Raw genomic sequence first — 13,424 nt, 5'->3', positions numbered from 1 at the left:
GCGGGCCTCAGGAGTAGATCTGCTCGAGGGAGATGCCCCGCTCCTTGGCGGTCTCCTTGTGGGTGCGCAGGCCTTCGAGGGCCTGCATGGCGGCGCGGGCGTTGTTCAGCGGGGTCTTGGAGCCCAGCCGTTTCGCCAGCACGTTCTTGATGCCGGCCAGTTCGAGCACGGTGCGGATCGAACCGCCCGCGATCACCCCGGTACCGGGGGCGGCCGGCCGGATCAGCACGCTGGCGGCGCCGTCGCGGCCGTTGCTGAGGGTGGGGATCGAGCTGGTGCGGGTGAGGGGCACCTTGACCAGATGCTTCTTGCCGTCGGCCACGCCCTTGCGGACGGCGCCGATGACATCGCCGGCCTTGCCGACGCCCACGCCCACCTGGCCGCGTTCGTTGCCGACGACGACGATGGCCCGGAAGCTCATCTTCTTGCCGCCCTTGACGGTCTTGGAGACGCGGCGGATCTGAACCACCCGCTCCTGCCACTCGGAGTCGCGTTCCTGGCCGCGGCGGTTGTCGCGGCCACGGCCGCCGCCACCGCGGCGGTCACCTTTGGCATCGCCGCGGCCGCCGCCACCGCCGCCCCGGCGCTGCTCCTGCTGGCCTTCGGCAGCGGCGGGGACGTCGGAGGCCGCAGGCACGGCGCCGGTCTGGATCTGGTCGTTGGTTTCGGTCATGGTGAGAGCAGGGATCAGAACTGAAGGCCCGCTTCCCGGGCGGCGTCAGCAAGGGCCTTGACCCTGCCGTGGTACAGGTTGCCGCCGCGATCGAAGACCACCTGCTGGATGCCCTTGGCGAGGGCGCGCTGGGCGACGAGCTGGCCCACCGCGATGGAGGCATCGCAGTTGGCGCCCGCCGTGACGCTGGTGCGCAGGTCCTTGTCGAGGGTGGACGCGGCACAGAGGGTGTTCTGGGCGTCGTCGTCGATGACCTGGGCGTAGATGTGGTTGTTGGAGCGGAACACGGCCAGCCTGGGACGGTCGGCGGTGCCGGAGAGCAGACGACGCAGGCGGCGGTGACGCTTCTGGGTCTGCTGTTTGCGGGAGAGGGAAGACATGGGGGATCAGACGGATGACGCTCGAGCAGACCTCATTTCTTGCCGGTCTTGCCGGCCTTGCGCAGAATCCGCTCACCTTCGTACTTGATGCCCTTGCCCTTGTAGGGCTCGGGCGGACGGATGCCGCGGATCTTGGCCGCCTCGTTGCCCACCAGCTCCTTGTCGGGGCCGGAGACGAAGACCGAGGTGTTGTTCTCGACCGAGAAGGTGACTCCTTCGGGGGGAACCATCTCCACCGGGTGGCTGTAGCCGGCGCTGACCACGAGCTTGCGCCCCTGGACCTGGGCGCGATAGCCCACACCGACGATCTCGAGCTTGCGGGTGAAGCCCTGGCTGACCCCTTCCACCATGTTGGCGACGAGGGTGCGGCTGAGGCCGTGGCGCTCCCGGGAGCGACGGTGGCTGCTGGTGGGGCTGACCACCACCGTGCCGCCTTCCTGGCTGACGCTGACGCCCTCCGGGAGAACGCGGCTGAGTTCCCCCTTGGGACCCTTCACGGTGACCGCCAGGCCATCGAGGCTGATGGTCACCTTGTCGGGGATGGGGATCGGGGCTTTACCGATACGAGACATGGAACAACTCCTGGGATCAGTAGACGTAGCAGAGCACTTCGCCGCCGACGCCCTGCTTGCGGGCATCACGGTCGCTCATCACACCCCGGGAGGTGGAGATGATCGCCACGCCGAGGCCGCCCAGCACCTTGGGCAGCTGGCGGGTGTTCTTGTAGATGCGCAGGCCGGGCTTGCTCACCCGCTGCACGGAGCGGATGGTGGGCTGGCGGTGCTTGCCGCTGTACTTCAGCTCAAGCACCAGCTGGCGCTGCACACCTTCGCCTTCCTCGGCGATGGCGCCGATGAAGCCTTCCTGGTGCAGCACGTTGGCGATGCTGCGGGAGAGCCGGGAAGCGGGAATCCTGGTGCGCTCGTGGCGCTTCTCACTCGCGTTGCGAAGGCGAGTGAGCATGTCTGAGATCGGGTCGTGGTTGGCCATGGTCGTGTCCGGGAGGGGGCTCAGGTATTGCGGAACGGCATTCCCATTTCGCGGAGGAGGGCCCGGCCCTCTTCGTCGTTACGGGCGTTGGTCACGATCGTGACGTCCATCCCCCGGATGGCATCGATCTTGTCGAAGGAGATCTCGGGGAAGATGATCTGCTCCCTGATCCCCAGGGTGTAATTGCCCCGGCCGTCGAAGCTCTTCGGGCTCACGCCGCGGAAGTCGCGGATGCGCGGCAGCGCCAGGTGGATGAGACGCTCGAGGAAGGCATACATCCGCTCGCCCCGCAGGGTGACGGCCACGCCGATCGGCATGCCCTGGCGGATCTTGAAGCCGGCGATGGCCTTCTTGGCGCGGGTCACCACCACCTTCTGACCGGTGATGGTCGCCAGTTCGGTGATCGAGGCCTCGAGGGCCTTGGCGTTCTGGGCGGCTTCACCGAGGCCCCGGTTGACGGTGACCTTGACCACCTTGGGAACCTCGTGAACGTTGGAGAGGTTGAGATCCTTCAGCAGCTTGGGCTGGATCGTCTCCCGGTAGCGCTGTTTGAGTGACATGACGGGGGGATGGGGGGGCGCTTCTGGACGTGGTCAGAAGGCGGACGGGGGAGGGAGGCAGGGACGCGGAGCGTGGGGGACGTCGCGGAAGGGGGTGTGGCGGGCGACGGGGTGGGGGGCGGTCAGTCGAGCACCTCCCCGGTCTTCTTGAGCCGACGCTTCTTGCTGCCGTCCTCCTGGACGACGATCTCCACCCGGCTGGCGACCTTGTTGGCGCTGGAGTACAGCATCACGTTGGAAGCATGCAGGGACGCCTCCTCGGTGACGATGCGGCCGGTCTCGCCCTCCTGGGTGGGCTTGACGTGGCGGGTGCGCAGGTTGACGCCCTGCACGACGACACGGTTCTCGTTGGGCAGGGTGCGCAGCACCTCGCCGGTCTTGCCCTTGTCCTTGCCGGCGATCACCTGGACGGTGTCACCTTTGCGGATGCGCATCTTGATGCGCTGAACGGGCCGGGCCTTGGGGGTTGCGGTGGCCATCTCAGATCACCTCCGGGGCGAGGGACACGATCTTGGTGAAGTTGCGCTCGCGCAGCTCCCGGGCGACCGGACCGAAGACGCGGGTGCCCTTGGGGTTGTTGTCGTTGCCCAGGATCACCGCGGCGTTGTCGTCGAAGCGGATCGCGTTGCCGGTGTCCCGGCGCAGCGTGGCCCGGGTGCGCACCACCACGGCCTTGACCACATCCGACTTCTTGACGCCCATGTTGGGCATGGCGTCCTTGACGGCGGCCACGATCACATCGCCCACGTGGGCGTAGCGACGGTTGGTGCCGAGCACCCGGATGCACTGGATGCGCTTGGCGCCGCTGTTGTCAGCGACGTTGAGGAAGGTTTCCTGCTGAATCATGGGGAGTTCCTCAGCCGGCGCTGGTGGTGGAGAGAACCTCAGCGACGGCCCAACGTTTGGTGCGGCTGAGGGGGCGGGTCTCGGTGATCCGGACCCGGTCACCCACGCGGCAGCTGTTGGCTTCGTCGTGGGCTTTGTAGCGGGTGGTGCGGCGGACGGTCTTCTGATAGATGGGATGGGGGAAGCGGTTTTCCACCGCCACCACCACCGTTTTGTCCATCTTGTCGCTGACGACGGTGCCGACCCTTTCCTTGAGTGCCATGGGGATCGAGGGGGAATCAGGAGGCGACGGTGGAGCGTTGACGCTCCTGCTGCACCGTCAGCAGGTGGGCCAGCTTGATGCGGGCCTCCTTGAAGCGGTGCGGGTGCTCCAGACGGCGGGTGGCCTGCTGGAAGCGGAGGTCGAACAGTTCGCGACGGACGCCGTCGATCTGTTCGCCGATCTGGGCGTCGCTGAGCGAGCGCACGTCGGTGATGGTGGGACGGGCCATGGTCAGGACTCGACGGCGAGGGCGGGTTCGGGGGCGGCTGCCTCCTGATCGGCCAGGGCGAGGAACTTCGTCTTGACCGGCAGTTTGTACTGGGCCAGACGCATGGCTTCCCTGGCGATCTGGGGGGTGATCTCCGGACCGCCCATCTCGAAGAGAATGCGGCCCGGCTTGATCACGGCCACCCAGAATTCCGGGTTGCCCTTACCGGAACCCATGCGGGTTTCGGCCGGACGCATGGTGACGGGCTTGTCGGGGAAGATCCGGATCCAGATCTTCCCGCCCCGCTTGACGTAGCGGGTCATGGCGCGGCGGCTGGCCTCGATCTGGCGGGAGGTGATCCACCCGCACTCCTGGGCCTGCAGGGCGAAATCGCCGAAGGCGATGGTGTTGCCGCGCGTGGCGATGCCGCGCATGCGGCCTCGCTGCTGCTTTCGGAACTTGACGCGTTTTGGACTCAGCATGGTTCAGGCCTCCTGATCACTCCTCGTTGGAGCGGTCTTCGAACTGTTGCGGCCGGCGGTTGGCGCGGCGTTTCGGTGCTCCACCCACGGGCAGCTGGTCCTGCTGACCGGGAAGCACCTCCCCTTTGAACACCCAGACCTTGATGCCCAGCACCCCGTACGTGGTGGTGGCCACCTTGGTGGCGTAGTCGATGTCGGCGCGGAGCGTGTGCAGGGGCACGCGACCCTCGCGGGTCCACTCCGTCCGGGCGATCTCGGCGCCGTTGAGGCGGCCGCTCACCTGGAGCTTGAGACCCAGCACCCCGGCCCGCTGGGCGCGCTGCACCGCCATGCGCATGACGCGCCGGAAGGCCACCCGCTTCTCCAGCTGCTGGGCGATGTACTCGGCCAGCAGGAAGGCGTCGGCGTCGACCCGCTCCACCTCGACCACGTTGATGCGCACCTGACGGTGGGCGTCGCCGAGGGTCTTCTGGATGCCGGTGCGCAGCTCCTCGATGCCGCTGCCCTGACGGCCCACGAGAACGCCCGGACGGGCGGTCTTGAGTTCCACTTCGAGCTGGTCGGCCTTACGGGCGATCAGCACGTCGCTGATGCCGGCGGCGGCGTACTTCTTGTTGATGAACGACCGGATCCGGTCGTCCTCCTGAAGGAGGACGGGGTAGGTCTTGCTTGGGGCGTACCAGCGGGAGCGGTGGTCCTGGGTGATCCCCAGGCGCAGGCCGGTTGGATGGATCTTGTGTCCCATCGGGCGGTGTCCTCGGGGGTCAGGCGGTGGGCGCTGCCACAGCAATGCTGATGTGGCAGGTTTGCTTTTTGATGGCGTAGGCGCGGCCCTGGGCCCGGGGCCGGAACCGCTTCAGGGAGGGTCCCATGTCGGCGCTGGCCTGGCTGATGACCAGGGTGGCCGGATCGAGGCCGAGGTTGTGCTCGGCATTGGCGACCGCGGAGCGGAGCACCTTGGTGATCGGGCCCGTGGAGCGGTAGGGCATGAACTCGAGCATGATCAGGGCGTCGCGGTAGGTGCGACCCCGGATCTGATCGAGAACCCGGCGCACCTTGGACACGGAACCGCGGATGAAGCGGCCGTGGGCCAGGGCCTGGGTGTCGGGTGTGGTGGTTGCCATCGGATCAGCGGCCTCCCTTCTTGTCTTTGATGTGACCGCGGAACGTGCGGGTGGGGGCGAATTCGCCCAGCTTGTGGCCCACCATCTGCTCCGTCACGTAGACGGGCACGTGGGCCTTGCCGTTGTGAACGGCAATGGTGTGGCCGATCATCATCGGCAGGATGGTGGAGGCGCGTGACCAGGTCTTGATCACGGTCTTGTCGTCGGCGGCGTTCTGCTTCTCCACCTTGCGGAGCAGGTGGTCGGCGACGAACGGGCCTTTCTTGAGTGAGCGTCCCATGGCGGATCAGGCGAACAGCAGAGCGGTGTGGGTCATCAGGAGTCGCGTCCGCCACGGCTCCGTTTGGAGGTGCGGCGTCGTTTCCGCAGCACGAACCGGTTGCTCGGCTTGTTGCGCTTGCGGGTCTTGAGGCCCAGGGCGGGTTTGCCCCAGGGCGTGACCGGACCGGAACGGCCGATCGGTGCCCGGCCCTCACCACCACCGTGGGGGTGGTCGCAGGGGTTCATCACGCTGCCGCGCACTTCCGGACGGCGGCCCAGCCAGCGCTTGCGGCCGGCCTTGCCCAGGCTGGTGTTGCGCTGCTCGGCGTTGCCCACTTCACCGAGGGTGGCGTAGCACTCCCGGCGCACCAGCCGCACCTCGGTGGAGGGCAGCTTGAGGGCGACGTAGTCCCCTTCCTTGGCCACCACCTGGGCGCTGGCGCCGGCGGTGCGGACCATCTGACCGCCGCGACCGGCGTAGAGCTCCACGTTGTGGACGCTCGAGCCCAGGGGGATGGCCGAGAGGGGCAAGGCGTTGCCGTTCTCGATCGGGGCGTCGGGGCCGGAGATGACGCTCTGGCCCACCGCCACATTGGAGGGGGCAAGGATGTAACGCTTCTCGCCGTCGGTGTAATAGAGCAGCGCCAGACGGGCGTTGCGGTGCGGGTCGTAGTGGATCGCGGCCACCTTGGCGCTCACCCCATGCTTGTCGCGACGGAAGTCGACGATGCGGTAGAGGCGCTTGTGGCCACCGCCGCGGTGGCGGCAGGTGATCACGCCGCGGTTGTTGCGGCCCTTGTGGCGGTGCTTGGACACCACCAGGCCCCGCTCCCGGTTCTTGCCCGTGATGTCACTGAAATCAGTGACGACCAGCGTGCGGGTGCCGGGGGTGTTGGGCCTGTAGTTGCGGATTGCCATGACGTTTCAGACCCCTCAGGACTCAGGGAACAACTGGATGGCGTTGCCTTCGGCAAGGCGCACCACCGCTTTCTTCACCTGGGCGCGTTTGCCGGCGAAGCGCCCCACCCGACGGGTGCGACGGGGGGGATTCATGGTGCTGACGCCGACGACCTTGACATCGAACAGGTGTTCGACGGCCGCCTTGATGTCGGGCTTGGCGGCCCGATGGTCCACCTCGAAGGTGTACTGGTTGATCTCGATGGCGCGGGTGGCCTTCTCGGTGATCAGCGGGCGACGGATCACGTCCGCCAGCCGGCCTGCAAAACGCTCAGACATCGCCGTAGACCTCCTGAATCTTCGCCAGTGCCTCTTCGCTGAGCACCAGCTTGTTGGCATGGAGCAGATCGAACACGTTGAGCTGATCAGCGGCGATCAGCTTCACCTTCTCGAGGTTGCGAACCGAGCGGGAGACCGCATCGGAGGCGCCATCGAGGATCAGCAGCACCTTGGCGCCGGCGTCGATGCCGAAGCGGGCCAGGGCGGCGGTGATCTCCTTGGTTTTGGGGGTGTCGAGCCCTTCGGCGAAGCCCTTCACCACGGTGATGTCCGCGACGCGGCTCATCAGGGCGGTGCGCAGGGCCAGGCGACGCTCCTTGCGGTTCATCGAGACCGCATAGCTGCGGGGCTTGGGTCCGAAGATCACGCCGCCACCGGGACGCAGGGGGGTGCGGATGGAGCCCTGGCGGGCCCGGCCGGTGCCCTTCTGCTTGTAGGGCTTGCGGCCGCCGCCGGCCACTTCGGCACGGGTGAGGGTGCTGGCGGTGCCCTGACGGGCGTGGGCCAGCTGGCGGACCACGGCGCGGTGCAGCAGGCCGTTGGCGGATGTTTCCTTGGCGACCTTGAGGTCGAGGGGAGCCTTGCCGCTCTCCTTGCCTTGCCAGTCGCGGATCACACAGTCAGTCATGGGTGTTCTCCTCAGTTCGCTGCGGGGACGCCCACCCGCCGGGCCGGGCGGATGTCGAGCAGGGCGCCGGGCTTGCCGGGAACCGAGCCCTTGACCACGAGCAGATTGCGTTCCGCATCCACCTTGAGGATGGTGAGGCCGCGGGTGGTGATCTGCTTGCCGCCGTAGCGGCCGGCCATCCGCTTACCGGGATAGACCCGGCCGGGGGTGGTGCCGGCGCCGGTGGAACCCGGTTCGCGGTGGTTCTTGGAGCCGTGGCTCATCGGACCGCGGCTGAAGCCGTGGCGCTTCTGGTAGCCCGAGAAGCCGCGGCCGATCGTGTCGCCGCTGACGTCGACCTTCTGGCCGGGGGCGAAGTCACCGACGGTGACGGCGGCCCCGAGCTCGAGGCCGTCGATGGCCTCCAGCCGGTACTCCTTGAGGTGCCGCAGGGGCGTCTCGCCGGATTTGGCCAGGTGGCCCTTGGCGGGCTTGTTGACGAGCTTGTCGCGCGTCTCGCCGAAGCCGAGCTGCACCGCGGTGTAGCCGTCGGTGGCTTCGCTCTTGAGTTGGGTGATGCGGCAGGGACCCGCTTCGATCAGGGTGACCGGAATGGATTTGCCTTCTTCGTCGAAGAACTGGGACATACCCAGCTTCTTCCCGAGAATGCCGATGGACATGGGAGGGAGAACAACACCAGCTGGACTGCCGCGGCGTTCCGCCAGGGATCTGGGCCGAGGCCCGACATCCGTGGAGGACCCGCTGGACGGCGGGGGGCTGAATTCGTGGAATCGCAGATCGACCCGAGGGTCAGGAGCTAGCGAGGCGAATCAGCGGGCTGGGACTTGCCGGGGGCGGTGAGGCCTCTGGCAGTATCCCGACGATCACGGCAGCGACGAGCGCTGCGGGAGTCGTACGGGCCGGGAAGGGTTCGTCACCACTGACGGACCCCGTACCGTTCTCTGGAGGCCCGGCTAGCGGACGGGCACAGATCATCGGCACAAGAGACAACAGTACCCCATGGTGTGCACCACCACCCCTGGGACCCTCATCGGCTGCCAGACTCAGCCCCGATTCGCCTGCCGCTCCCGATGCCCCTGCTGATGACCGGCCGTGGTTTCCGCACCGAGCTGGAGCGCTGCGGTGCCCTCGCCCTGTTCGTTCCGCTGGAGGGCGGCGCCGAGACCCGGCTGCTGCGGCGGCTGCGGGCGGCCGGCTACCGGGCCCACCTCACCTCCGCCCGCGGGCTGGGGGATCCCGAGGCCTACCTGATGCAGCTGCACGGCATCCGGCCGCCCCACCTGGGCCACCACAGCGTCGGCCGGGCGGCCGCCGTGGGCGAGGTGCAGCGGGTCATGCCCCAGCTGGGCCCTGCCCTGGCCGGCGACGGGCCGGTGCTCCTGTGGCTGCTGGAGGGCCAGGTGCTCAGCAGCTCCGAACTGGCTGCCCTCTGCGAGCTCTGCCGCCGCGAGCCGCGTCTGAAGCTGGTGGTGGAGATGGGCGGCGCCCGGGCCCTGCGCTGGCAACCCCTCGAGCAGCTCGTGCCGGCCTGAGCTGAGTCCACCCCATAGCCTGGGCCCGTTCCGCGGACTCCAGGGCCTTGAGTGAGCGGCTCGGATTGATCTGGGGTTCGGCTTTCTTCGCCGGCTCCCTGGCCCAGGCCACCGCCTGGCTCACCGGCCAGCCGGCGGTGGTGCTGCTGCTGGCGATCGGTCTGATCACGGGCCATGCCGGTTTCGACCTGGTCCATCCCGAGAACCTGGGCGCCGGTCTGGAGCCCCTGGTCGGTCTGCTGGTGAGCCTGGTGCTCTTCGACGGGGGGCTCAATCTGCGCCTGGCCGGTCGCGATCTGCAGCGGTCGGTGCTGCAGCTGGTGCTGGTGCGCCTGGTGCTGGGGCTTCCCCTGGCGGCCCTGCTGGCCCACCTCCTGGCGGGTCTGCCCTGGTCCCTGGCGCTGGTCTACGGCGCCATCGCCCTGGCCACCGGCCCCACGGTGGTCACCCCGATGGTGCGCCAGCTGCGACTGGCTCCGAAGCTGGGCCAGCTGCTGGAAGCCGAGGGGCTGATCCTCGAGCCCGTCAGTGCCGTGCTCGGCCTGGTGCTGCTCCAGGTGACCCTGGGGGACCTGGGTAGCTGGCAGGAGGTGGCCTCCCGGCTGCTGCTGCGCCTGGGGGGCGGAGTGGTCCTCGGCGGGGTGGCCGGGCTGCTGCTCTCGGAGGCCCTGCGGCGGCTGGGTGCCGTCGCGGCGTCCCAGGGGGCCGAGGGGGCGCCCGCCGCCGGAGGGAACGGGCTGGAGCTGCAGCTCACCCTCGGCGTGCTGTTCCTGATGTTCAGCGGCTGTGAGGCGTTGCTGCCGGAGTCGGGCCTGCCGGCGGCGGTGAGCGCCGGGGTGGTGGTGGGGCTGCGCCTTGACGGGGCCGCCAGCCAGCTCGATGAGCTGATCCGCCAGCTGGCCATGCTGGCCATCACGGTGCTGTTTCCCCTTCTGGCGGCCGATGTCTCCTGGGCCGAGCTGAGTCCCCTCGGCCTGGGCGGTCTGGGTTGCGTGCTGGCCCTGATGCTGATCCGCTGGCCCCTGATCCAGCTCACCGGCATCGGGCTCCCCAGCCTCGACTGGAAGGAGAAGGCCCTGCTCAGCTGGATCGCTCCGCGGGGCATCGTCACCGCGGCGGTGGTGAGCCTGTTCGCCCTCGAGCTCGATCGGGCCGAGGCTCCCGGCGGCGCCACCCTCAAGGGGCTGGTGTTCCTGACCATCCTGATGACCGTGGGCCTGCAGGGGTTCACCGCCCCCTGGCTGGTGCAGCGCCTCGGGCTGGCCCAGCCCGAGGTGGCCCCGGAGCTGCCGGAGACCGGCTGAGGGCCCAGCCGCTGGCAGGATCGATGGGTCTCACGCGCGCCACCCATGGGTGCCTGGCTCCGGGCCCCTGCGCCGATGCTCCGGCAGGATCCCGAGCAGGCCCTGGCCGCCGGCGGCTGGGTGAAGCTGATCGGCGGGGCCAGCAACCAGGATCTGGCCGCCATCGAAGACCTGGCCGGCATCCATGCCCTGGCCGGCGTGCACTGCATCGATGTGGCCGCCGATCCGGCGGTGGTGGCCGCTGCCCGGCGGGGCATGGCCTGGGCCGAGGCCAGGGGCGCGGCCCGTCCCTGGCTGATGGTCAGCCTCAGTGACGGCCTCGACCCCCACTTCCGCAAGGCCTGGTTCGATCCGGGCCGCTGCCCGCCGGCCTGCCCCCGGCCCTGCGAGCGGGTCTGCCCCGCCCTGGCGATCGGCGACTCGGGAGTGGTGGTGGAGCGCTGCTATGGCTGCGGCCGCTGCCTGCCGGCCTGCCCCCTGGGGCTGATCGAGGAGCGCAGCCAGGTGCTGGAGGCGGCCGGCGTGGGCTCCCTCCTGGCGCAGTTGGCCCCGGACGCGGTGGAGCTGCACACCCGGCCGGGGCGGCTGGAGGCCTTCGCCGAACGGGTGGCCCAGCTGTCCGCCAGCGGGGTGCCGCTGCGCCGGGTGGCGGTGAGCGCGGCTCTGGAGGGAGGGGCCACGGTGGAGGAGTTGGCGGCGGAGCTGTGGGCGCGGTTCCGCCTGCTGCGCGGGGCCGGCTTCCGGCCCCTCTGGCAGCTGGATGGCCGGCCGATGAGCGGTGATGTGGGGGCCGGCACGGCCCATGCGGCGGTGGGCCTGCTGGAGCGGCTGGGGCCGCTGGCGCCGCCGGGGCCGCTGCAGCTGGCCGGCGGCACCAACGCCCACACCCTGGCGGTGCTGGCCCGCTCCCCGGCGGCCGGGCCCCGGGCGGCCGGGGTGGCTGGGGTCGCCTTTGGGGGGGTGGCCCGACGCCAGCTCCAGCCCCTGCTGCAGGAGGCCCAGGCGGAGGGGCGGCGGCTGCTGGACCTGCCCCTGCTCTGGCCCCGGGCCCTGGCCATCGCCGAGGCGCTGGTCGCCCCCTGGCTGGCCCGCGGTGCCGGCGGCCCCCGGGGTCTGGCGGGCCCCGGTCCCGGCTAGAACGAACGGGCAGCTCCCCCCGCCGCCCCCTGGAGCCTTCGCCCCCCCCTTCCCTTTCCCCCCAGCGGGTCACCGACGACCTGGACCGTCTGCTGGCCGTGCTGCCGCCCGTGGTGCAGCGGGCCCTGGCGGGGCCGGAGCAGCGGGAGGGCCTGCTGGAGGTGGTGCTCGACCTGGGGCGGGTGCCGGAGGCCCGCTACCCCGGCCGGGTGCGGGCCCTGGGCAACGATGCGATCGAGCGCGCCGATCTGGCGGCGGTGCTGCAGCGCCTCGGCCCCTTCGGCGGCGACAACCGGGCCGGCATCGAGCGCACCCTGCACCGCATCAGCGCCATCCGCAACCGCACCGGCGACGTGGTGGGGCTCACCTGCCGTGTGGGTCGGGCCGTGTTCGGCACCGTGGCGATGGTGCGTGACCTGCTGGACACGGGCCAGTCCCTGCTGCTGATGGGCCGCCCCGGGGTGGGCAAGACCACGGCCCTGCGGGAGATCGCCCGGGTGCTCGCCGACGATCTGCAGCGCCGGGTGGTGGTGATCGACACCAGCAACGAGATCGCCGGCGACGGCGACATCCCCCACCCCGCCATCGGCCGGGCCCGGCGGATGCAGGTGGCCCGGCCGGAGCTGCAGCACCAGGTGATGATCGAGGCGGTGGAGAACCACATGCCCGAGGTCATCGTGATCGATGAGATCGGCACCGAACTGGAGGCCCAGGCGGCCCGCACCATCGCCGAACGGGGCGTGATGCTGGTGGCCACGGCCCACGGCAACGAGCTGGCCAACCTGATCCGCAACCCCACCCTGAGTGATCTGGTGGGCGGGATCCAGTCGGTGACCCTGGGGGACGAGGAGGCCCGCCGCCGCCGCACCCAGAAGACCGTGCTGGAACGGGCCGCCGAGCCCACCTTCCCCCTGGCGGTGGAGATGCACAGCCGCCATCGCTGGCTCGTGCACCGTGACGTGGCCGGCACCGTGGATCTGCTGCTGCGCGGCCAGCCCAGCCACCCCCAGGTGCGGGAGCTGGGCGGCGACGGCCGCCTGTTGCTGCGTGACGACGGCCCCGCCGCTCGCCCGGCCCCACCGCCCGCCTGGGCCACCGCCGTGGCCCCCCGGCGCCCCGGTCCCGCTCCTCTGGCGGTGGTGCCCCTGCCCGATCCGGCGGCGCCCCGGCCGGCCCCCGCCGCCACCTCGGCCCCGGCGCTGCCCGCCCTGCGGGTCTACGGGGTGGGTCTGGCGGCCCAGCAGCTGGAGGAGGCGGTGCGCCGTCGCCAGTTGCCGGTGCAGGTGGTGGAGGGCCCGGAGCAGGCCGATGCGGTGCTCAGCGTGCGGGGCCAGCTGGGGCGCGACCCGGAGCTGCGCCGCCAGGCCCGCGACCTCGGCCTGCCGATCCTGGTGATCAAATCCGACACCCCCCACCAGCTGCAGCGGGCCATGGAGCGCCTGCTGGAACGGCGCCGGGGCGGAGGCGAGGCGGACGGAGGGGAAACAGCCGCACCGGCCCGCCTCGACGACGCCCATGCGGCCCTGGAGGAATGCCGGCTGGCGGTGGAGCAGGTGGTGCTCCCCGAGGGACGGCCGGTGGAGCTGCTGCCCCGCAGCGAAGCGGTGCGGGCCCTGCAGGCCGAGCTGGTGCACCACTACCGGCTGCGCAGTGCCGTCTTCGGCCGCGGCCTGCAGCAGCGCCTGCGGGTCTTCCCCGCCTGAAGGGGGCTGCCGCCAGGGGGCGGGCGCCGGCGAGTTGACGAAGGACCAGCCGCTGTGGGTAACTAGCAGGGCGCCGGTTTCGCACCGACGCCTGCCCT

21 protein-coding genes are annotated in these 13,424 nt (G+C 70.2%); 4 read left to right on the top strand and 17 right to left on the bottom strand.

What is annotated here, in order from left to right; genetic code table 11:
• Nucleotides 1-7: 7 nt before the first annotated feature.
• The 17 genes from rpsE to rplC form a co-directional block, all read right to left on the bottom strand.
• Nucleotides 8-673: a 30S ribosomal protein S5 gene (gene rpsE, locus CYAGR_RS08610; protein ID WP_015109416.1), complete on the bottom strand. Its 666-nt coding sequence runs from the start codon at nt 671-673 to the stop codon at nt 8-10.
• Between the two features lie 14 nt (nt 674-687).
• A complete protein-coding gene (rplR, locus tag CYAGR_RS08605) occupies nt 688-1,053 on the bottom strand; it encodes a 50S ribosomal protein L18 (protein ID WP_015109415.1) in 366 nt (121 codons plus the stop codon).
• Nucleotides 1,054-1,085: 32 nt separating this feature from the next.
• Nucleotides 1,086-1,625 (bottom strand): 50S ribosomal protein L6, encoded by a 540-nt coding sequence (rplF, locus tag CYAGR_RS08600; RefSeq protein ID WP_015109414.1) that lies wholly within the window; start codon nt 1,623-1,625, stop codon nt 1,086-1,088.
• 16 nt (nt 1,626-1,641) lie between these two features.
• Nucleotides 1,642-2,043: a 30S ribosomal protein S8 gene (gene rpsH, locus CYAGR_RS08595; protein ID WP_015109413.1), complete on the bottom strand. Its 402-nt coding sequence runs from the start codon at nt 2,041-2,043 to the stop codon at nt 1,642-1,644.
• 20 nt (nt 2,044-2,063) lie between these two features.
• Nucleotides 2,064-2,603 carry a 50S ribosomal protein L5 gene (gene rplE / locus CYAGR_RS08590; RefSeq protein WP_015109412.1) on the bottom strand — a complete coding sequence of 180 codons (540 nt, stop codon included), beginning with the start codon at nt 2,601-2,603 and terminating at the stop codon, nt 2,064-2,066.
• A gap of 122 nt (nt 2,604-2,725) precedes the next feature.
• Nucleotides 2,726-3,082, bottom strand: coding sequence for a 50S ribosomal protein L24 (gene rplX / locus CYAGR_RS08585; protein WP_015109411.1), 357 nt, complete (start codon nt 3,080-3,082; stop codon nt 2,726-2,728).
• A gap of 1 nt (nt 3,083) precedes the next feature.
• Entirely contained in the window at nt 3,084-3,449 is a 366-nt protein-coding gene (gene rplN / locus CYAGR_RS08580; RefSeq protein ID WP_015109410.1) for a 50S ribosomal protein L14, read from the bottom strand.
• 10 nt (nt 3,450-3,459) lie between these two features.
• Nucleotides 3,460-3,711 carry a 30S ribosomal protein S17 gene (gene rpsQ, locus CYAGR_RS08575; RefSeq protein ID WP_015109409.1) on the bottom strand — a complete coding sequence of 84 codons (252 nt, stop codon included), beginning with the start codon at nt 3,709-3,711 and terminating at the stop codon, nt 3,460-3,462.
• 16 nt (nt 3,712-3,727) lie between these two features.
• A complete protein-coding gene (gene rpmC / locus CYAGR_RS08570) occupies nt 3,728-3,940 on the bottom strand; it encodes a 50S ribosomal protein L29 (RefSeq protein ID WP_015109408.1) in 213 nt (70 codons plus the stop codon).
• A 2-nt stretch (nt 3,941-3,942) separates the two neighbouring features.
• Nucleotides 3,943-4,401 (bottom strand): 50S ribosomal protein L16, encoded by a 459-nt coding sequence (gene rplP / locus CYAGR_RS08565; protein WP_015109407.1) that lies wholly within the window; start codon nt 4,399-4,401, stop codon nt 3,943-3,945.
• Between the two features lie 16 nt (nt 4,402-4,417).
• Nucleotides 4,418-5,146 (bottom strand): 30S ribosomal protein S3, encoded by a 729-nt coding sequence (gene rpsC, locus CYAGR_RS08560; protein ID WP_015109406.1) that lies wholly within the window; start codon nt 5,144-5,146, stop codon nt 4,418-4,420.
• Nucleotides 5,147-5,165: 19 nt separating this feature from the next.
• Complete coding sequence (gene rplV / locus CYAGR_RS08555) at nt 5,166-5,525, bottom strand: 50S ribosomal protein L22 (protein WP_015109405.1); 360 nt, start codon at nt 5,523-5,525, stop codon at nt 5,166-5,168.
• Between the two features lie 4 nt (nt 5,526-5,529).
• A complete protein-coding gene (gene rpsS / locus CYAGR_RS08550) occupies nt 5,530-5,805 on the bottom strand; it encodes a 30S ribosomal protein S19 (protein WP_015109404.1) in 276 nt (91 codons plus the stop codon).
• 35 nt (nt 5,806-5,840) lie between these two features.
• Nucleotides 5,841-6,704 (bottom strand): 50S ribosomal protein L2, encoded by an 864-nt coding sequence (gene rplB, locus CYAGR_RS08545; protein WP_015109403.1) that lies wholly within the window; start codon nt 6,702-6,704, stop codon nt 5,841-5,843.
• 15 nt (nt 6,705-6,719) lie between these two features.
• Nucleotides 6,720-7,022: a 50S ribosomal protein L23 gene (locus tag CYAGR_RS08540; protein ID WP_015109402.1), complete on the bottom strand. Its 303-nt coding sequence runs from the start codon at nt 7,020-7,022 to the stop codon at nt 6,720-6,722.
• Nucleotides 7,015-7,650: a 50S ribosomal protein L4 gene (rplD, locus tag CYAGR_RS08535; protein WP_015109401.1), complete on the bottom strand. Its 636-nt coding sequence runs from the start codon at nt 7,648-7,650 to the stop codon at nt 7,015-7,017. The genes CYAGR_RS08540 and rplD overlap by 8 nt, the downstream gene beginning before the upstream one ends.
• A gap of 11 nt (nt 7,651-7,661) precedes the next feature.
• The gene (gene rplC, locus CYAGR_RS08530) at nt 7,662-8,309 is read right to left on the bottom strand and encodes a 50S ribosomal protein L3 (RefSeq protein WP_015109400.1); all 648 of its coding nucleotides are present in this window, start codon (nt 8,307-8,309) and stop codon (nt 7,662-7,664) included.
• Between the two features lie 411 nt (nt 8,310-8,720).
• Between rplC and CYAGR_RS08525 the strand changes: the two genes are divergently transcribed.
• The 4 genes from CYAGR_RS08525 (at nt 8,721) to CYAGR_RS08510 (ending at nt 13,326) form a co-directional block, all read left to right on the top strand.
• Nucleotides 8,721-9,182 carry an NAD(P)H-quinone oxidoreductase subunit N gene (locus CYAGR_RS08525; protein WP_043325625.1) on the top strand — a complete coding sequence of 154 codons (462 nt, stop codon included), beginning with the start codon at nt 8,721-8,723 and terminating at the stop codon, nt 9,180-9,182.
• Between the two features lie 47 nt (nt 9,183-9,229).
• On the top strand, nt 9,230-10,486 hold the full coding sequence (locus tag CYAGR_RS08520) for a cation:proton antiporter (RefSeq protein WP_015109398.1): 1,257 nt from the start codon (nt 9,230-9,232) through the stop codon (nt 10,484-10,486).
• A 75-nt stretch (nt 10,487-10,561) separates the two neighbouring features.
• Nucleotides 10,562-11,623: a Light dependent period protein LdpA domain-containing protein gene (locus CYAGR_RS08515; protein ID WP_015109397.1), complete on the top strand. Its 1,062-nt coding sequence runs from the start codon at nt 10,562-10,564 to the stop codon at nt 11,621-11,623.
• Nucleotides 11,624-11,721: 98 nt separating this feature from the next.
• A complete protein-coding gene (locus CYAGR_RS08510) occupies nt 11,722-13,326 on the top strand; it encodes an AAA family ATPase (protein WP_015109396.1) in 1,605 nt (534 codons plus the stop codon).
• Nucleotides 13,327-13,424 lie beyond the last annotated feature (98 nt).

The organism is Cyanobium gracile PCC 6307 (assembly GCF_000316515.1).
Classification (GTDB): Bacteria; Cyanobacteriota; Cyanobacteriia; order PCC-6307; family Cyanobiaceae; genus Cyanobium; species Cyanobium gracile.
Note: the sequence above shows the minus strand (reverse complement) of the source record. Positions and strands in the feature narration are given on the sequence as shown.